Here is an 18,003-nt window from a genome sequence, read left to right on the forward strand (position 1 = left end):
AATAAATTTGTGAAATTTTAAAAATACCACACAATTATTTTTAATTCGTGAATTCGTGACAAATATTTTTAGCATAATCCTTGACGAACTTAGCAAAAATACTTTGCGCTCTTTGCGTTTAATTTTATTTTAAATTGATGATAAAAATTCCAATGTATTTACGCCATCTGCATAATCATCTAATCTAGGTTGTTGAGTTTGCCCAAAAGCAACTTCGTTTTCTAAAAAATCCTTTGCAACAATACATTGTATTTTTTCTTTATCTTGATGCAATTTTATTTTTAAATCGATTTCATTATCATAATATTCATAAAAAACGGTGGCAATAGGAGAGGAGTAACTTTCATCTTCCTTAATCATTAAAAAACCATTTTCTAACAAATCGAATTCGCTCATTAAATATACAGCTTTGTTATAATCGTAATTATTGGCATATTTTGCATTGTTGATGATCTCTTTTTTTGCAAACATTCCATTAAAAAATGGATTGAAATCAAACTCTTTTGGCACATATAATTTGGATACAGATCTACAACCTAAACCAAAATATTGAAACACATCATCTGATAATTTTTCAAAATCTTCATCAGTAACTTTATCAGTAATAACAGCTACAGAATTTCTACTTTTTCTGATGATATTTGGCTTATCTTTAAAGTAATAATCAAAATAACGAGCTGTATTGTTACTTCCTGTTGCAATAACAGCATCAAAATCAGTTAATTTTTCTTCTGTAAATGTAATTTTCCCTTTAAAACCAGGTTCTACATATTCTAAAAATTTGGCTAAAAAAGGTAACAAATGTTTGTCATTAGAAGACTGTTTTACAATAACAGAATGTCCACAAATTAAGACCGATAAAAAATCGTGAAAACCAACTAAAGGAATGTTACCAGCCATAATAACTGCTACATTTTTAGACGCATTATTATTGATATTTACTTCATTAACAAAGGCCTGTAGGTTGTTTTCTGTTAAAGCATTAGACCAACTCTCTAAAGAAAATAAAATATTTTCTTTCGTAAACCAAGAGTTCTTTTCTTGTGCTAATTTTATTTGATGTTTGAACCCTTCAAAAAAAAGAATGTTATCTACAATACTCTCTTTTTTCTCAAAACCGGATGTTTTAAATTGACTTAAAAAGTGCCCTAATTTTGAAAATGCTAAAATTCTATTCTGAATACTAATCATTTATTTGGTTGTCTATTATTTTGGCTTTATTTTTGCAGAAGCAAAGGTACAAAAACAGAAAAGAAAATTATGGCAATTATAATAACAGATGAGTGTATAAATTGTGGGGCATGTGAACCAGAATGTCCTAACACAGCAATTTATGAAGGTGCAGACGATTGGAAATATTCTGATGGAACAGATTTGAAAGGAAATGTAGTTTTACCAAATGGTAAAACTAAAAATGCTGACGAAGATCAAGAGCCAGTTTCTGATGAAATTTATTTTATTGTTGCAGATAAATGTACAGAATGTAAAGGTTTTCATGAAGAGCCACAATGTGCTGCAGTTTGTCCTGTAGATTGTTGTGTGCCAGATGATGACAATGTAGAAACTGAAGAAGAGTTATTGGCGAAACAGAGGTTTATGCACAATGATTAAATATTTTATTTGAAACACGAATTCGAAAAAAAATCATGTTTCAAATAAAAAAATAAGATTTTTTACTCTTTAAAAAATCATTTGAATGGGAATAAAAAATCTCGATTAGTTTCGAGGTTTTTTTATTCCCATTTTTTTAGATACTCAGTAACTAATTGTCTGTTTTTCCAGGTAGTTTTATTATAGGTGTCTAAAGTCAGATGCGCAACTCGTTTTTGTGGAGTATCTTTTTTTACAGGTTTTGCTTCTTCAGCTTCAATAGCAAACACGTCAGAAATTAATACCTCTGTAGTTTCTTTGGTATCTAATTCTATTTTTATATCAAACTTTACTTTATTTTTTGTGCGCGAATTTTCTTTAAATTTTATAGGTCTATGCACATAGGCATAAACTCCTCTAGTTTCTTTATAATAAGATGTGTAAACTTTGTTTTCTTTATTTTTTTCATAAAATAAAGTTACTTTATTAATGTCTTCTGAAACTTTAATACCCAACAACCATTTTAAATTTAAATTCTGACCTCTTTTTCCATCTGCAAATTGGTATTCAATTTTAGCAATTGTAAAATCTCTTGGATTAATAAAAATTTTACCACTGTATTTAGATTTTGATTTTCTTGGTGTAAAGTTCAAAACATACATCATTTTGGATCCTAAAAAAGTATTGGTTTCTAAAATATGTTCGTAATATTTTGGACTTAAAAAGTTTCGTTGTTTTTCTAAATTAAAAAACTTCCCTCTATATTTAGCAGTGTTAAAACCACTAATTGCAAAGGACTTATTAAAAGTGTTGTCAATTTTTAAAGAATCTGCTTCGTCAAGTACTTCTTTTAAAGAAAGTGAATCTTCAATAGGAAATAAACCAGAGCTTACTTTATAAGTTTTGTTTTTATTAAGGTGTTTTAAAACAATGTTTTGCAAATCGTTTTGAGCATCTTCTATGGTAATTTTTTTATTATTTTGCATCGATTTGTAACCTTGTACAGTATCAATTTTATCCAAATTATGAAACTTCTTCATCTTTTCTGAAAAAACTTTTTTGGTTTTGATATTACCATAAAATTCATTCGAAAAATTAGGATCACTATTTTTTAGATTGTTTGCATAATCTGTAAATTCTTGTTCAGCTATTTTTCTCTTTTTTCTAGTTAATAACGTGCTTTTATCTAAATCTAATTCCAATTTTTTAAAGTCGATATAACTATTTTCTCTCACATAAAAATTACTTTGTAAAGCTTCAGAAACATAATTTTCTTTCATGCTTTTTTGAGTTTTTATCAAAATAGAATCTAAAGAAATTTTTGCTAAATTCAATTGAATCTCATCTAACTCATTTACTTTTTCAACTAAAAAAACGGTGTAATTGAGTTTTTTAAATTCATCAAATTTTAAAGTTAAGGTTACATAACCTAAACTTGAAAACGTAATTGATTCTAAATCTTTGCTTTGAATCGTGAATTTTCCATCAATATTAGAAGTGCTTCCTCTTTGTAAATTCGTAATAATAGCCACGTTTTGTATAGGTTCTAAGGAAACGTTGTCTACAACTTTTCCTGTAATAGTTTGAGAAATCAAAGAAAAACATCCGAAGAAAAAAAGAAAAATAAAAGGTAATTTTTTAAGCATGGTTGATTAATTTTTGGGAAATGTAAAACAATTTCAAAAGCTGAAACTATCAAAATTTCAAGTTTAACAAAGTATTAGAGTAGCTTTATCAGAATTTTAAGAGATGTTAACTTAAATTAAGTTAATTAATTTCCTTTTAGTCGATTTTTAAAAAGGTGCATCAACATTTAAAATTGATAAAAATGTCAATTTAATTCGGATTTTTTTATTTTTAAAAAAACTATATTTGCACTCGCAAAAATCAAGTAATGGTTCTTGCATTTTTTATCTAAATATCAAAGAAAATGAAAGCTGGAATTGTAGGATTACCAAACGTAGGAAAATCAACTTTATTTAATTGTTTATCGAATGCAAAAGCGCAAAGTGCTAACTTTCCTTTTTGTACTATAGAACCAAATTTAGGAGTTGTAAATGTGCCAGATACACGTTTGCAAAAGTTAGAAGAATTGGTGAATCCTGAAAGAGTTTTACCTGCAACTGTAGAGATTGTAGATATTGCTGGTTTGGTAAAAGGAGCAAGTAAAGGAGAAGGTTTAGGAAATCAATTTTTGGCAAATATTAGAGAAACAGATGCAATTTTACATGTTGTGCGTTGTTTTGATAACGATAATATTATTCATGTTGATAACTCTATTGATCCTGTTAGAGACAAAGAAACCATTGATATTGAACTACAATTAAAAGATTTAGAAACTGTAGAAAAGCGTTTAGAACGTGTAAAAAGAACTGCAAAAACAGGGAATAAAGAAGCGCAAGCAGAATTGGTAGTTTTGCTAAAAATAGAGGAGACTTTGTTAAAAGGTGTTTCTGTAAGAGCCATCGATTTTAATGAAAAAGAAATGGAATTTGTACAACCATTACAATTTATAACTGCAAAACCAGTTTTGTATGTTTGTAATGTTGATGAAAATTCTGCTGTTTCTGGAAACGCTTATGTAGATAAAGTTAGAGAAGCTGTAAAAGATGAAAATGCTGAAGTGATTGTTTTAGCTGTAGGAACTGAGGCAGATATTACAGAATTAGACGATTATGAAGAGCGCCAAATGTTTTTGGCAGATATTGGTTTAGAAGAAGCTGGTGTTTCTAGATTAGTTCGTTCAGCATATAAATTATTAAACTTACAAACTTATTTTACAGCAGGTGTAAAAGAAGTAAGAGCTTGGACAATTCCTATTGGATCAACTGCGCCACAAGCAGCAGGTGTAATTCATACCGATTTTGAAAAAGGTTTTATTAGAGCAGAAACAATTGCTTACGAAGATTATGTTACTTATGGTTCTGAAGCTAAAGTAAAAGAAGCTGGAAAAATGAGAGTAGAAGGTAAGGAGTACATTGTAAAAGATGGTGATGTTATGCACTTTAGATTTAATGTTTAATTATTTTTTTTAAAGTTATAAGAACTTCTAATAAATTTATAAAAAAATCTCAATAAGAAATTATTGAGATTTTTTATTTAATTCAAAATTCATTTATTAGAATTTATATGTATGGTTAGGTTCTTAATTTCAATTTTTATTTGATTGTTGAAATTTAACTCACAAATGCACTATATCCTGTAATTGCTCTACCAACAATTAATGAGTTAATTTCTTTGGTACCTTCATAACTATAAATAGCTTCTGCATCTGCAACAAAACGAGCTACATTATATTCTAAAAGTATTCCATTTCCTCCCATAACTTCTCTAGCTCTGCTCACTACATCTCGAGTTCTCATACTACAAAAAACTTTTGCAAGGCTTGCATGTTCATCTGTCATAATATCTGCATCTTGCATTTCACTTAGTCTAAAACACATCGTTTGCATAGCTGTAAGATTCGCAACCATTTCAACTAAATGATTTTGTATAAGTTGAAAACGTGCAATTGGCCTGCCAAATTGTTCTCGCTTTTTTGTGTATTTCAATGCATTTTCATAAGCACCTCTTGCACAACCAACAGCTTGCCAAGCAACTGCTGCACGTGTCATTTTAAGTACTTGTGCAGTATCACTAAAATGATCACATTTTTGGAGTCTATCTTCTTCTGGTACTTTGCAATTTGTTAACGTAATTAATGCATTTTGTACAGTTCGTAACGCCATTTTATCTGCCATTTTTTCTGCTTTATAACCTGGGTTTCCTTTCCTAACTAAAAAGCCTTTTACTGCGTTCGTTTTTTCTTCTCTAGCCCAAATTATAGTAACATCACTAAAGGTGGCATTTCCTATCCATTTTTTCTGTCCATTAATAATCCACTCATTATTTTCTTTACGACACGTGGTTTCCATTCCACCAGCAACAGCAGAACCTACATTAGGCTCTGTTAATCCAAAAGCACCTATAACTTCCATTTTTTGCATTTTAGGAAGCCATTCCTGTTTCTGTTCTTCACTTCCACAAAGATAAATGCTTCCCATGGCTAAACCAGAATGAACACCAAAAAAAGTAGAGATTGAAACATCAATTCTTGCCAATTCCATTGCTAAAATTCCTTCCATTAAAAAACTTTCTCCTGGACAACCATATCCTTGATATGCCAATCCACAAACATTTAATGCTGCCATTTTTGGGATAATATGATGTGGAAATTCTGCTCTATTCCAAAAGTCATTGGCAATAGGTTTTATTTCCTTTTCCATAAATTGACGAACTTTTAACTGAATTTCTCGCTGATGTGGTGTCAATTTTAAGCTCAGGTCATAAAAGTCGCCATCAATTGGAGGTAAATTATGTTGGCCTTTTCTAGCTTTCGTTTTTAGCATTCTCATAAGACCTGCCATTTGTCGATCATCAAGTTCTCCAACAGTTTTCATAACTTCTCCTAAATCTATTTTTTCTGAAAGTTTAGCGATTGCAGCAATGTCTACAGATTTTAATACTGAAAATGTAGATTTTATTTTTTTGAATATGGACATAGTATGATTTTTAAGTGTAAAATTTCAGATTTGTTAATTTATAAAGATTTCTACACTACTAAGAATTATTTTAGTCGTAAAAATCATGAAATAAACTTTTATTAAAAGTAATAAAAAATAAGGTTGATTTGTAAGTTGCTTCTTTTTATTCCTTAATAAATTAAAAAATGATATTTTTGGCATAGCTATTGAAATGAAGAAATTAAACCTAACTATTATGAAAAAACAACTACTCATTATTTCATCTTTTTTTTTATTGATTTCTTGTAGTTCAGTAAAAAAAACGCAACAAGCAATTAGCAATGGAAATTACGATACAGCCATAGATATTGCCATCGAAAATTTAAAAAAGAATAAAACTAAAAAAGGAAATCAACCCTATGTTTTAATGCTTCAAGAGGCTTTTAACAAAGCAAGATTAAGAGATTTAGACCGAATTAATTTTTTGAAAAAGGATAACAACCCTCAAAATATAGAAGCTATTTACAGTCTTTATAATGATTTGAAAAATAGGCAAGAGGTCTTGAAACCTTTATTGCCCTTGCCAATTTTAGATCAAAATAAAAATGCTGATTTTCAACTGGTAAATTATGATGATGAAATTATAGCGAATAAAAATCAATTGTCAGATTATTTATATGCGAAAGTAGAAAAGCTATTTAGAGCAGATAATAAGTTTGATTACAGAACTGCTTATGAAGATTTGGAATATTTAGAAAAAGTAAACCCAAACTTTAGAGACACTCGTAATTTAATGAACGTAGCTCGTCAAAGAGGAGTAGATTTTGTGATTGTTTCTATGAAAAACGAATCTGATAAAGTAATTCCTAAAAGATTGGAAGAAGATTTATTAAATTTTGATACGTATGGTTTAGATGATTTATGGACAATTTATCATGGAGCCAAAAACCCAAATATTAAGTATGATTTTGGTTTAGAGTTAAATTTAAGAAACATTCAAGTTTCTCCAGAACAAGTTAGAGAAAAGGAATTGGTTAAAGAAAAGCAAGTTGTAGATGGCTTTAAATATCTTTTAGATGATAAAGGAAATCAAGTTCTAGATAAGGATGGCAATAAAATTAAAGTTGATAAACTGGTAAATGTACGTTGTGAAATTTATCAATTTACGCAGTTCAAATCATCAAAAGTTACAGGCCAAGTAAAATTTGTAGATTTAAATTCTAAACAAACCATACAAACATATCCTATAGCAAGTGAGTTTGCTTTTCAGCATATTTATGCAAATTACAGAGGAGATAAAAGAGCTTTAGAATCGTCTTTTTTAGATTTAATTGCTTTGCGAGTTGTTCCTTTTCCAACCAACGAACAAATGATTTATGATTCTGGTCAAGATTTAAAATTAAGATTAAAGAGCATTATTACTAGAAATAAATTTAGAAATTAACGAAATTTTATTGTTATAATAAATAAGTAAAGTCGCTATAAACAATTGTTTATAGCGACTTTTTTATTAATAATATACTTTTCAGTTATTAAATTTAATAATATAAAATTAGTTTATCTTACAAAAAATTCCATTTAACGATATAAACGTACCATTCGTATATTAAAAGAATAATTATACATGTATTAACGGTACTTTTGAGTAACTAAAATATATGATTATGACAACTCAATACTTCAACCTAATATCTTTAAAATCATTTGCAATTGAATTTGTAGAGTATTCAGTTTTAATTTTTGCTTTTTTTATGTTTTTTATGTTGGTGGATAAATTGATGCATAAAATAAATAAGACTAAGAAATCAACTGCAAAGGTTATACCTAATTAAACGCTTCGTAAAGACTCGTAATCGTTTTAAAACGTTTTATTCAAAACACACTTTACAGTTTTGAATTATAGAAGAAGACACTTTTAAACTGCGATTAGAAAATCTAGTTCCCTTTTATTCTTTCCCACAATTCTGATAATAATTTTTTACCATCTCTTTTTTCTTTAGGTTCTTCTATAAAAAAAGGTGTTCCATTTTTATCAACTTCAATTTTATATTTAAAAACAAAATTAGTGGCATTTGGTTGTACACTTAAGGCTCCAAAACGTAAATCATTAAAATATAAAGTATCATTTTTTTTGTTGATGGTATACCAGCCTTTAGAAATTGCAATCATTCTTTGCATTTTTGAATGATGTTCCAACTCACCTAATAATTGATGATTTTTAGGATATTCAGAAAATTGAATCGGATTTTTATCAAAAAAAGACGAATACCCAATTAAAAAAGAATCTTCAGTTTCAATATTTGCGCTCCACAAAATAGTATTTAAAGGTGTTGGTTTTGTGTTTAAGGTTTTAAAAGTGATGTTTTGTACTGCCAATTCTTTATTAAATTTTTGATATGCAAAACCTTTTAAAATTAAAGTGATTATTAAATAAGAACTACTAATAATTAACCCTAAATTATTGTAGAATCTTCTTTTTTTAGTTCCTCTTTTCTGAAGCATTGCCAAAATTAGAAAAACCAAAAAAGGAATTGTGTACAAAGGATCTATTACAAAAACGTTTTTAAAAGCCAAACGAATACCCAAAGGCCAAAAAAGCTGTGTTCCCCAAGTTGTTTGTGCGTCTAAAATTGGGTGTGTAATAAATGCCCAAAAGAATAACCAAGACCAATCTTTTAGGTTTTTATAGGTTTCAAATCTTGTGACTAAAAAGGCCAAAATTGGCGCAAAAACTATAGAAAAAAATATGGAATGTGTAAAACCTCTATGAATTTCTAAAGCAGAAACAGTGTCTGTAAAAAAAGAAGAAATAACATCTAAATCAGGAATGGTACCAGCAATTGCTCCATACAACATAGCTTTATTGCCTATTTTTCTTCCTAATACAGCTTCACCAACAGCAGCTCCTAAAATTATTTGTGTTAAAGAATCCAATATTTAAATTATTTAATAACTTTTCTGAAATTGCTTTTCAACTGAAAAATGAATCAAGTTCATAAAGTTTTCATGAACTCCAAGATTGATTTCCAGTTGTAATTTTTCAATAAAATTTAAAATAAATTCTGATTGATATTGCAAATCTGGAATGGAAACATATTTTTCGAAAAGGCTACCAATAGTTTTGTAATACAATTGTTCGAAAGCATTTAAATTTTCAGGCTTTTTAGAAACAAATTCATAAGAATTAATGTTGAAATACTTCAAGTAATCATTTACATATTCCTTGTGTAGTAGTTGTTTAGGGTTTACAATATTCATTTCTTTGATTGCCGGATTTAAAAAACCATATAAAATTGATTTTGCAACAAAATCTACAGGCACAATATTTAATCCACTTTTTGTATCAATCCAAATTCTAAATTTTTCTTTTGATTTATCAGCATATTTATATAAAAACATGGCTAAAGAATAAAAAACATCAAATTTTGGTGTTTCAAAGAAAGGCTTTTCAATTAATCGTCCACAAATAATACTAGGTCTTAAAATTTGATAATCGATGTTGTTTTTCTCACAAGTCTCTTTTACGTAAACTTCACTTTCGTACTTAGATTTTTCATAGGGATTTCTAAAATCACTAACCTTATAATTTTCAATATTATCATTTACTTTTTCGTTTTGAATACCAAAAGAATAGGCAGTAGAAATATATATAAAACGAGTTACAGAATTTGGCAACTCCTTTAAAAGATGCTTGGTAATTAAATAGTTTTGTGTGTGAACTATTTCTTTAGAATCATTTGTATGCAGCAAACTTGTTGAGCCTGCACAATGAATAATGGTATCAAAATTATAGTTTTTTAAGGTGGTTTTAGTTATTTCAGATAAATTCCCTTCAATCAATGTAATTTTTTCTAAGCATTCCTTTAAAGTGAATTTGTTTAAAAAACTTGGTCGAGAATCATCTTGAAGAATAGCTAATAATCGTTGTTTAGCAGGTTTTTCATTATCTCTAATAATTACATAAAGATGATTTACCGTTTTTTCAACAATCGCTTTATGAATCCATTCAAATATAATATGACTTCCAACAATTCCACCACCACCAGTCAATAAACAATTCATTTTATTTCTATTTTGAAAAATACCAATATCATTAAATAAAAAAAACTTCACAAGGTTTGTGAAGTTTTAAGTTTCGTTTTATCCTTTATAAAAAGGCAACTTTACAACGGTTGCAGGAATTACATTTTTACGAATTTTAATATAAATTTGAGTATCCTTGGCTGTGAATAATGTACTTACATATCCTAATCCAATTCCTATTCCCAAACTAGGGCTCATAGTTCCAGAAGTTACTGTACCTATTCTATTTGAATTGTTATCAAGAATTTCATAACCTTGTCTTGGAATTGCTTTTTCATTCATTGTAAAAGCGACTAATTTTCTTGAAGGTTTCTCTGCTTTTTGTTTTGCTAAATTTTCATGATTTACAAAATCTTTAGTAAATTTAGTAATCCATCCTAAACCAGCTTCCAATGGCGATGTTGTTTCGTTGATATCATTACCATATAAACAATAGCCCATTTCTAAACGCAAAGTATCTCTTGCTGCTAAACCAATTGGTCTAATATCATAATCTGAACCCGCTTTTAAAACTTTATTCCAAATTTGTTCTACCTCGCTATTTTTACAATAAATTTCAAAACCTCCAGAACCAGTATAACCAGTTGCAGAAATTATAACATTTTCAATGCCTGCAAAATCACCAATTTTAAATTTGTAAAAAGGAATTTCATCTAAATCTAATGTAGATAAAGGTTGCATAGCTTGCACAGCTTTTGGACCTTGAATGGCCAATAAAGAATAATCATCAGATATATCTTTTAAATCTGCATTAAACTCTTTATTGTATTTAGAAATCCAGTTCCAATCTTTTTCAATATTACCAGCATTTACCACTAATAAATATTGATCTTCTTTTATTCTATAACAAATTAAATCATCTACAATTCCATTTTCTTCATTTGGAAAACAGCTATATTGTGCATCACCAATTTGAAGTTTAGAAGCGTCATTCGAAGTTACTTTTTGAATTAATGCCAACGCATTTTCGCCAGAAACTAAAAATTCACCCATATGACTTACATCAAAAACACCAACGCCATTTCTAACAGTTTCATGTTCAATATTTATACCTTTGTAAGAAACAGGCATATTAAAACCTGCAAAAGGCACCATTTTTGCTCCTAATTTTTCGTGAACTTTATGTAAGGCAATATTTTTCATCGTGTAAATTCTTTAATTTTTGGCTAAATTATTGAAAAATTCATAATAATTAAGCATTAAAATTCTGTTAATATTCATATTTCAAAAAATAAATAATAGTACATTTGAAATCATAAACAAAATCTACAACCTATGAAAAGTTTAAAGTTTTTATTCATTCTGTTTATAACAATCAGTTTAAACTATCAAGCACAAACGCCAACCGATTTTTTATCGAAAGAATTTCATAAAGAAAGACGTGAATTTTTGCGCTCTAAAATGCCTGAAAATTCGGTAACTGTTGTTTTTGCAAACCCTTTAAGAAATAGAGCAAATGATGTAGATTACGTTTTTCATCAAGATCCAAATTTTTATTATTTAACAGGTTATAGAGAACCAAATGGTGTTTTAGTTTTGTTTTCTGATAACCAAACAGATGAAGAAGGTAAATCTTACAATGAAATTTTATATGTGCAAGAAAGAGATGAAAGAGCAGAACAATGGAATGGAAAACGTTTAGGAGTTGAAGGCGCAAAACAAGAATTAGGCTTTAAAATGGCAATGAATGCCAGTGAATTTTTAAAATCTAACATCGATTTTAAAAGTTTTGACAAGGTTTATATCGAAAAATTTAACGACGATTATAGAGATTTAGGTGGCGCAGATGTTTTTAATTTGGTGAAAAATTTTAAAATGAAAGCGGGTTACGATCCTTCTTTATATTTATCGAGAGTACAAGAATATGTCTATAATAATATTGCAGAAACACCTATAGAAAGTAGCGCAAATGTGATTAATATTATTGATAGATTGGCTTCACGTGCTCCAGAAATTAATAACGATGAGTTAATTAAAGGGTACAAATCTGCAACTACAGACGAATTAAAGAAAGAATATCAACAGAAAATATCTTTGGCTTTAAAACCAAAAACAAATATCGATTTAACGTTTTTATCAGCAAATTTGACTACAATGCGTGAAGTTAAAACTGCTGCTGAAGTTAAATTAATAACCAAAGCTGTAAGAATTTCTGCTGTTGGGCAAATTGAAGTGATGAAAGCCATGAAACCTCACATGTCTGAAACTGAACTGCAAGGAATTCACGAATTTGTTTATAAAAAATATGGAGCAGAATATGAAGGATATCCAAGTATTGTTGGTGCAGGAAACAATGGTTGTATTTTACATTATATAGAAAATAATCAAACAAAAGTTGGTAACGATTTAGTTTTGATGGATTTAGGAGCAGAGTACAGAGGCTATACAGCAGATGTAACAAGAACAATTCCTGCCAATGGAAAATTTACCAAAGAACAAAAACAAATTTATGATATTGTTTACGATGCCCAAGAAGCAGGAATTGCTTTGTATAAAATTGGTGCAGGAATGTCTGCTCCAAATTTAGCAGCAAGAAAAATTGTGAACGAAGGTTTGTATAAATTAGGAATTATAAAATCTGTGGATGAAAGACATAATTACTTTCCTCATGGAACTTCACATCACATTGGTTTAGATGTACATGATCCAGGAAATTATAGAAATTTCGAAGAAAATATGATTGTTACTATGGAACCTGGAATTTATATTCCAGATGGCAGTCCTTGTGATAAAAAATGGTGGGGAATTGGAATAAGAATTGAAGATGATATTTTAGTAACTAAAAATGGCCCTGTAAACTTATCTGCAGAAGCACCAAGAACAACAGAAGCTATCGAAAAAATGATGGCTAAAAAATCTGTTTTGGATGATTTTTTATTACCAGATTTAGATAAATAATGAGTAAAACAGCAATTATATTAGGAGCAACAGGTTTAACAGGAGGAATTTTGTTAGAGAAATTACTTGCAGATACAACGTATTCGAAAATTAAATTATTTTCTAGAAGTTCTGTAGATATTAAATCTGACAAAATTGAACAACATTTAATCAGTTTATTTCAACTAGAAAATTATAAAGAAGATTTTACTGGGGATGTAGTTTTCTGTTGCATTGGCACAACAGCTGCTAAAACAAAAGACAGTGCTAAATACAAGCAAATCGATTATGGAATTCCTGTAAAAGCTGCAAAAATTGCTAAAGAAAATACTATTAATACTTTTGTAGTTATGTCTTCTATGGGAGCAGATATTACCAGCAATACGTTCTATAACCAGACAAAAGGCGAAATGGAACGTGATGTTTTAAAGCAAAAAATTAAAAACACCTATATTTTAAGACCTTCTTTAATTGGTGGAAATCGTGAAGAGTTTAGATTAGGAGAAAGAATTGGCAAAGGAATTATGAGTATTTTAAATCCTTTATTTGTTGGAGGTTTAAAAAAATACAAAATGATTGATCCAGAAGATATCACAACTTGTATGCAAACACTTGCAAGAAGTAATAAAGATCAGGCTATTTTTAGTTCTGATGAAATCGTAGAAATCGCAAATTCATAATTATAAATGAGTACAGAACAACCCAACAATCCTTTGCATGGTATTAAGTTAGCAACCATGTTAGAGCAATTGTATTTAGAATATGGCTGGGAAGAATTAGGCTATTCTTTAAATATTAATGCTTTTAAAAATAATCCTACGTATAAATCTTCCTTAAAATTTTTAAGAACTACACCTTGGGCAAGAGAAAAAGTAGAAAATTTTTATCTAAAAAATATGGTTAAGTAATTATTTAATCAGCAATTCTATTAATTTATGGGTACCTAAACTCGCAACATTTTTAATGATTGTTAAATCGTTAAAATCGTTTTCTGAGATTTGAGGTTTTGGATCTATAAAATAAATGGGTGTTTTTGGTTTTATATAATCAACCAAACTTGCAGCAGGATATACTTGCATAGAAGTGCCAATAATTACTAAAATATCTGCTTCTTTAGTAATTTCAATTGCTTTATCTAACATTGGCACCATTTCTCCAAACCAAACAATATGAGGTCTTAATTGGCTGTTTTTGGTGCATAAATCTCCCAAAACTAGATCTTTATTCCAATCTAAAATTAAAGATTCATCAGCAGAGCTTCTAACTTTTAAAAGTTCTCCATGCAAATGCGTAACATTTTTACTGCCAGCTTTTTCGTGTAAATTATCTACATTTTGAGTAATGATTTCCACATCAAAATGGTTTTCTAATTCCACTAAATTTAAATGTGCTTTATTGGGTTTTACTGTTGATAATTCTCTTCTACGTTGATTATAAAATTCTAAAACCAATGCAGGGTTTGCACCAAAACCTTGTGGAGTTGCAACTTCCATCACATCATGACCTTCCCATAAACCATCTGCATCTCTAAAGGTGTTAATACCACTTTCTGCAGAAATACCTGCGCCTGTTAAAACAACTAATTTTTTCATCACTTGTAAAAATAATAATTTTTATGTTTGTATTTATGATTGATGAAAAACTTTTAGCTTATTTAGAAGAGTATCTAACCGAAAAAAGAAAAGCAACTTTTAAAAATGTTTTAGAGCATAGAACTCGACATTTTACAGTTGTTTTGGAAGATATTTATCAACCACATAATGCAAGTGCAGTTGTAAGAACGTGTGATATTTTTGGAGTTCAAGATGTGCATTCTATTGAAAATAAGTACAGTAATACTGTTTCTAGACATGTTGCTAAAGGTTCTCAAAAATGGTTAAATCAATATAGATATAGAGAAGATGGCAATAATACTCAAATTTGTTTGGATGTTTTAAAACAAAAAGGGTATCAAATTATTGCAACTACACCTCATAATGATTCTTGTTTATTACAAGATTTTGACATCAGTAAAAAAACGGCTTTTATTTTAGGAGCAGAAGCAGAAGGTGTTTCTGATATTGTAAAAAGCCAAGCAGATGGTTTTTTAAAAATACCTATGGTTGGGTTTACAGAAAGTTTAAATATTTCTGTAGCTGCTGCCATTATTTTACAATCGGTTACTACAAAACTTCGTAGTTCTAAGATTGATTGGCAACTATCAAACAAAGAAAAAGAAATTTTATATTTTGATTGGGTTAAAAAAACAATTAAAAATGTAGATAAAATTGAAGAACGTTATTTTAACAACTTATAAATATGAATATTAAGGTTGATGAATATATCTCAAAAAAAGAAAAATGGAGTAAAGAGCTCAATCTTTTACGTGCTGTTTTTGCAGATTTACCTGTAGATGAAACCATAAAATGGGGATCTCCAGTGTATGTTTTTAACGGCAAAAATATAGTTGGTTTATCCGCTTTTAAAAATTACTTTGGTTTATGGTTTTTTCAAGGTGCATTATTAAAAGACAAATACAAGGTTTTTATAAATGCACAAGAAGGAAAAACCAAAGCCATGTTGCAATGGAGATTTAATTCTTTTGATGAAATAAATACAGTGCAAATTAAAGAATATGTTTTAGAGGCTATCGAAAATGTGAAATTAGGAAATGAAATTAAACCTACAAGATCTTTAAAACCCGTACTTATTCCTGAAGAATTACAACAAGAATTAAATACAAATAAAGAGTTAAAAATAAGTTTTGAAAAATTTTCTTTAAGTAAGCAAAGAGAATATGCAGCTTATATTTCTGAAGCTAAAAGAGCATCAACAAAATTAAATAGACTCGAAAAAATAATTCCAATGATTATTAGTGGAGCAGGATTGCATGATAAATATAAGAATTGTTAATCAATAATAATTTCTTTGATTGTAGATACAGAATCGCATCTAGAAACATATAAACTTACGTTTTCTAATTCGTTATTTCCTGTAATATAATATTCTGCACAAGGTTTTTGTCTTGGTTTGCTTTTACCAAAATCTACATCACCTGTATATAAAATGGTAGAAATTTTTGTACTATCAATATCAGAATTTAGCATTACCCTTTTAGCATTATCAGAAAAAACACGTTCTTTAATTCTGATTGTTTTTAAAGTTCTTGCATCCATTCCATAATCGAACGTTGCATTTTTCTTTTGCCAGAAAAAGTAAACACCAATTGAACCTAAAGAAACTCCCACTAAAAAATACCCTATTCTTTTAATTAACATGCTAAAATTGTTGACTGCAAAGTTATATAATTTGTGTAATTATTGGTCTATTTAAAAGAGTTATTTGGAACGATTTTCTCAGTTATAATTTTATGACAATAATTGTTATTTTAAAAATAGCTTTATTTTTCACATAAACTTTAATGATTACTAATATTTTCTAGTTTTGATAAATTTCATCATTATAAATCATCAACCAAAAAATATCAATAAATTTATTTTTTTATCCAAAGCAACCTTTTTAAAACTTTGGTAGTCTATATATTTGTAAGGCATTAAAAACGGAATCAAGAGGCTTGAAAATTATAAAACTACATAACTCACAAAAATCGCTCATAAAAAAAGCGAGTAACAATAATAGAGAAGCGCAAGAACAATTGTTTAAGCAACATTCTCCTAAAATGTTAGGTGTTTGTAGGCAATATGTAAAAGATTTACATCATGCAGAAGATTTATTATTACAAGGCTTTTTTAAGGTTTTTAAAAACTTACATACTTTTAAACACGAAGGTAGTTTTGAAGGTTGGATTCGTAGAATTATGGTGAACACGTGCATCTCTTATCTGCGAAAAAAAAATGTAATTGATTTGTCTGACGAAGACTATGTTTTTAATGATGCAGCTACAGAAAGTTTAGAAAATACCTCTGTAGAAGATATTCAAAAACTAATAGATCAATTACCAGAAGGTTACAAAATGGTGTTTAATTTATACGCCATAGAAGGTTATAAACACTCAGAAATTGCAGAACAATTAGGTATTTCTGAAAGTACATCAAAATCGCAATTGTTTAAAGCGCGAAAACAATTGCAACAAAATTATATTAAAATGAATACAGTAGTTCATGAAGACAAATAAATTAGATAATTCTATAAAAGAAAAGTTCGAAAACAGAAGTTTTGAGCCATCAGCTTCTGCTTGGGAACGCTTATCTGTTAAATTAGATGAAGCTCCTAAACAAAAGAAAATCGGTTGGTTTTTTTATATAGGTGTAGCAGCAAGTATTTTGCTTTTGGTTTCAGTAAGTCTCTATGTTTTTAGCGGAGATTCTCAAGAAATCAATTTTAAAGACGAAGTTGTTATCGAAAAAATTGATAAAGATTTAATTGATAAAAACATTAAGAATATAAAATCTGAGTTACCTATTAAAGAAGTAATTGTACATAAAGAAACAGTAAAATTACTTCCAGAAAAACCGATAGAAAAAAACATTTCTGAGAAAGTTATTTCAAAAGAATATTATAATTCCACAAAAATAACAGCTGTAAAAGCTACTCAAAAAGAAAATGTAGTAATTGCAAAGGTTGATGATTTTTCAAATAAATCTCTTGAAAATGAGGAGTTAAAAGAAGTTAACATTTTAAAAAGAGATTCAAATAGTGCTATTAAAATAAATGCTTACGATTTATTATTTGCTGTAACACATACACCTAAAGAGGTTTCAGAGCATTATGCAAAATATAATGTAAATAGAGAAGATGTTTTAAGAACGATAAAAAGAGAACTCAAAAAATCGAATTTTAAAATAGATCCGAATACTATTTTAGCTGAAGTAGAACGAACTATAGATGATGATGTTTTTCAGAATAATTTCATGAACTCATTAAAAAGAAAAGTATCTGATATTGCTTCTGCAATTGCGAGTAGAAATGATTGATAAAAGTCGTTTCTCAGAAAAAAAATCAAACAATTTAA

At 28.6% G+C, this 18,003-nt stretch carries 18 protein-coding genes; 10 read left to right on the forward strand and 8 right to left on the reverse strand.

Translation table 11 applies throughout. The features are described 5' to 3' along the window. Window positions 1–129: 129 nt before the first annotated feature. Window positions 130–1,191 (reverse strand): acyl-CoA reductase, encoded by a 1,062-nt coding sequence (locus LPB03_RS02340; RefSeq protein WP_065318065.1) that lies wholly within the window; start codon window positions 1,189–1,191, stop codon window positions 130–132. A gap of 69 nt (window positions 1,192–1,260) precedes the next feature. On the opposite strand from LPB03_RS02340, the gene LPB03_RS02345 reads away from it, so the two are divergent. Beyond that, window positions 1,261–1,611 (forward strand): 4Fe-4S binding protein, encoded by a 351-nt coding sequence (locus LPB03_RS02345; RefSeq protein WP_065318064.1) that lies wholly within the window; start codon window positions 1,261–1,263, stop codon window positions 1,609–1,611. Between the two features lie 122 nt (window positions 1,612–1,733). Here LPB03_RS02345 and LPB03_RS02350 read toward each other — a convergent pair whose 3' ends face one another. After that, window positions 1,734–3,236 (reverse strand): carboxypeptidase-like regulatory domain-containing protein, encoded by a 1,503-nt coding sequence (locus tag LPB03_RS02350; protein ID WP_065318063.1) that lies wholly within the window; start codon window positions 3,234–3,236, stop codon window positions 1,734–1,736. A gap of 284 nt (window positions 3,237–3,520) precedes the next feature. Between LPB03_RS02350 and ychF the strand changes: the two genes are divergently transcribed. Beyond that, window positions 3,521–4,612 (forward strand): redox-regulated ATPase YchF, encoded by a 1,092-nt coding sequence (ychF, locus tag LPB03_RS02355; protein ID WP_065318062.1) that lies wholly within the window; start codon window positions 3,521–3,523, stop codon window positions 4,610–4,612. A gap of 154 nt (window positions 4,613–4,766) precedes the next feature. Here the strand turns inward: ychF and LPB03_RS02360 are convergent, their stop codons facing one another. Then, window positions 4,767–6,131 (reverse strand): acyl-CoA dehydrogenase family protein, encoded by a 1,365-nt coding sequence (locus tag LPB03_RS02360; protein ID WP_065318061.1) that lies wholly within the window; start codon window positions 6,129–6,131, stop codon window positions 4,767–4,769. Between the two features lie 217 nt (window positions 6,132–6,348). On the opposite strand from LPB03_RS02360, the gene LPB03_RS02365 reads away from it, so the two are divergent. Next, window positions 6,349–7,536, forward strand: coding sequence for a hypothetical protein (locus LPB03_RS02365; protein ID WP_065318102.1), 1,188 nt, complete (start codon window positions 6,349–6,351; stop codon window positions 7,534–7,536). A gap of 491 nt (window positions 7,537–8,027) precedes the next feature. Here the strand turns inward: LPB03_RS02365 and LPB03_RS02370 are convergent, their stop codons facing one another. From LPB03_RS02370 to gcvT, 3 genes are all read right to left on the reverse strand, one after another. After that, entirely contained in the window at window positions 8,028–9,026 is a 999-nt protein-coding gene (locus LPB03_RS02370) for a metal-dependent hydrolase (protein ID WP_065318060.1), read from the reverse strand. A gap of 12 nt (window positions 9,027–9,038) precedes the next feature. Next, on the reverse strand, window positions 9,039–10,154 hold the full coding sequence (locus LPB03_RS02375) for an SDR family oxidoreductase (protein WP_065318059.1): 1,116 nt from the start codon (window positions 10,152–10,154) through the stop codon (window positions 9,039–9,041). Between the two features lie 78 nt (window positions 10,155–10,232). Beyond that, entirely contained in the window at window positions 10,233–11,318 is a 1,086-nt protein-coding gene (gcvT, locus tag LPB03_RS02380; protein ID WP_065318058.1) for a glycine cleavage system aminomethyltransferase GcvT, read from the reverse strand. A 132-nt stretch (window positions 11,319–11,450) separates the two neighbouring features. Here gcvT and LPB03_RS02385 point away from each other — a divergent pair, with 132 nt between their 5' ends. Genes LPB03_RS02385 through LPB03_RS02395 form a run of 3 tightly spaced genes read left to right on the forward strand, consistent with a single transcriptional unit; the run spans window position 11,451 to window position 13,960 of the window. Further along, complete coding sequence (locus LPB03_RS02385; RefSeq protein ID WP_065318057.1) at window positions 11,451–13,073, forward strand: aminopeptidase P family protein; 1,623 nt, start codon at window positions 11,451–11,453, stop codon at window positions 13,071–13,073. Continuing rightward, the gene (locus LPB03_RS02390; RefSeq protein ID WP_065318056.1) at window positions 13,073–13,732 is read left to right on the forward strand and encodes an NAD(P)H-binding protein; all 660 of its coding nucleotides are present in this window, start codon (window positions 13,073–13,075) and stop codon (window positions 13,730–13,732) included. Before LPB03_RS02385 ends, LPB03_RS02390 begins: the two co-directional genes overlap by 1 nt. A gap of 6 nt (window positions 13,733–13,738) precedes the next feature. Beyond that, entirely contained in the window at window positions 13,739–13,960 is a 222-nt protein-coding gene (locus LPB03_RS02395) for a VF530 family protein (RefSeq protein ID WP_065318055.1), read from the forward strand. Here LPB03_RS02395 and LPB03_RS02400 read toward each other — a convergent pair whose 3' ends face one another. Continuing rightward, window positions 13,961–14,644 (reverse strand): SIR2 family NAD-dependent protein deacylase, encoded by a 684-nt coding sequence (locus tag LPB03_RS02400; protein WP_065318054.1) that lies wholly within the window; start codon window positions 14,642–14,644, stop codon window positions 13,961–13,963. Window positions 14,645–14,679: 35 nt separating this feature from the next. On the opposite strand from LPB03_RS02400, the gene LPB03_RS02405 reads away from it, so the two are divergent. Further along, on the forward strand, window positions 14,680–15,348 hold the full coding sequence (locus tag LPB03_RS02405) for a TrmH family RNA methyltransferase (RefSeq protein ID WP_065318053.1): 669 nt from the start codon (window positions 14,680–14,682) through the stop codon (window positions 15,346–15,348). A gap of 2 nt (window positions 15,349–15,350) precedes the next feature. Further along, complete coding sequence (locus LPB03_RS02410; RefSeq protein WP_065318052.1) at window positions 15,351–15,944, forward strand: YdeI/OmpD-associated family protein; 594 nt, start codon at window positions 15,351–15,353, stop codon at window positions 15,942–15,944. On the opposite strand, the gene LPB03_RS02415 is transcribed toward LPB03_RS02410, so the two are convergent. Beyond that, window positions 15,941–16,309, reverse strand: a complete 369-nt coding sequence (locus LPB03_RS02415; protein WP_065318051.1) for a DUF4258 domain-containing protein — start codon at window positions 16,307–16,309, stop codon at window positions 15,941–15,943. The two genes, LPB03_RS02410 and LPB03_RS02415, sit on opposite strands and share 4 nt — an antisense overlap. A 296-nt stretch (window positions 16,310–16,605) precedes the next feature. Here LPB03_RS02415 and LPB03_RS02420 point away from each other — a divergent pair, with 296 nt between their 5' ends. Both LPB03_RS02420 and LPB03_RS02425 read left to right on the forward strand, forming a co-directional pair. Beyond that, window positions 16,606–17,166, forward strand: coding sequence for an RNA polymerase sigma factor (locus tag LPB03_RS02420; protein ID WP_065318050.1), 561 nt, complete (start codon window positions 16,606–16,608; stop codon window positions 17,164–17,166). Further along, window positions 17,153–17,965, forward strand: coding sequence for a hypothetical protein (locus LPB03_RS02425; protein WP_065318049.1), 813 nt, complete (start codon window positions 17,153–17,155; stop codon window positions 17,963–17,965). Before LPB03_RS02420 ends, LPB03_RS02425 begins: the two co-directional genes overlap by 14 nt. The last annotated feature ends 38 nt before the right edge of the window (window positions 17,966–18,003 follow it).

Source organism: Polaribacter vadi, assembly GCF_001761365.1.
GTDB lineage: Bacteria > Bacteroidota > Bacteroidia > Flavobacteriales > Flavobacteriaceae > Polaribacter > Polaribacter vadi.

Excerpts from the sequence above, each read along its gene's own strand:
- LPB03_RS02340 (WP_065318065.1), bottom strand. The coding sequence starts at position 1,191 with ATGATTAGTATTCAGAATAGAATTTTAGCATTTTCAAAATTAGGGCAC.
- LPB03_RS02345 (WP_065318064.1), top strand. The coding sequence starts at position 1,261 with ATGGCAATTATAATAACAGATGAGTGTATAAATTGTGGGGCATGTGAA.
- LPB03_RS02350 (WP_065318063.1), bottom strand. The coding sequence starts at position 3,236 with ATGCTTAAAAAATTACCTTTTATTTTTCTTTTTTTCTTCGGATGTTTT.
- ychF (WP_065318062.1), top strand. The coding sequence starts at position 3,521 with ATGAAAGCTGGAATTGTAGGATTACCAAACGTAGGAAAATCAACTTTA.
- LPB03_RS02360 (WP_065318061.1), bottom strand. The coding sequence starts at position 6,131 with ATGTCCATATTCAAAAAAATAAAATCTACATTTTCAGTATTAAAATCT.
- LPB03_RS02365 (WP_065318102.1), top strand. The coding sequence starts at position 6,349 with ATGAAAAAACAACTACTCATTATTTCATCTTTTTTTTTATTGATTTCT.
- LPB03_RS02375 (WP_065318059.1), bottom strand. The coding sequence starts at position 10,154 with ATGAATTGTTTATTGACTGGTGGTGGTGGAATTGTTGGAAGTCATATT.
- gcvT (WP_065318058.1), bottom strand. The coding sequence starts at position 11,318 with ATGAAAAATATTGCCTTACATAAAGTTCACGAAAAATTAGGAGCAAAA.
- LPB03_RS02385 (WP_065318057.1), top strand. The coding sequence starts at position 11,451 with ATGAAAAGTTTAAAGTTTTTATTCATTCTGTTTATAACAATCAGTTTA.
- LPB03_RS02390 (WP_065318056.1), top strand. The coding sequence starts at position 13,073 with ATGAGTAAAACAGCAATTATATTAGGAGCAACAGGTTTAACAGGAGGA.
- LPB03_RS02395 (WP_065318055.1), top strand. The coding sequence starts at position 13,739 with ATGAGTACAGAACAACCCAACAATCCTTTGCATGGTATTAAGTTAGCA.
- LPB03_RS02400 (WP_065318054.1), bottom strand. The coding sequence starts at position 14,644 with ATGAAAAAATTAGTTGTTTTAACAGGCGCAGGTATTTCTGCAGAAAGT.
- LPB03_RS02405 (WP_065318053.1), top strand. The coding sequence starts at position 14,680 with ATGATTGATGAAAAACTTTTAGCTTATTTAGAAGAGTATCTAACCGAA.
- LPB03_RS02410 (WP_065318052.1), top strand. The coding sequence starts at position 15,351 with ATGAATATTAAGGTTGATGAATATATCTCAAAAAAAGAAAAATGGAGT.
- LPB03_RS02415 (WP_065318051.1), bottom strand. The coding sequence starts at position 16,309 with ATGTTAATTAAAAGAATAGGGTATTTTTTAGTGGGAGTTTCTTTAGGT.
- LPB03_RS02425 (WP_065318049.1), top strand. The coding sequence starts at position 17,153 with ATGAAGACAAATAAATTAGATAATTCTATAAAAGAAAAGTTCGAAAAC.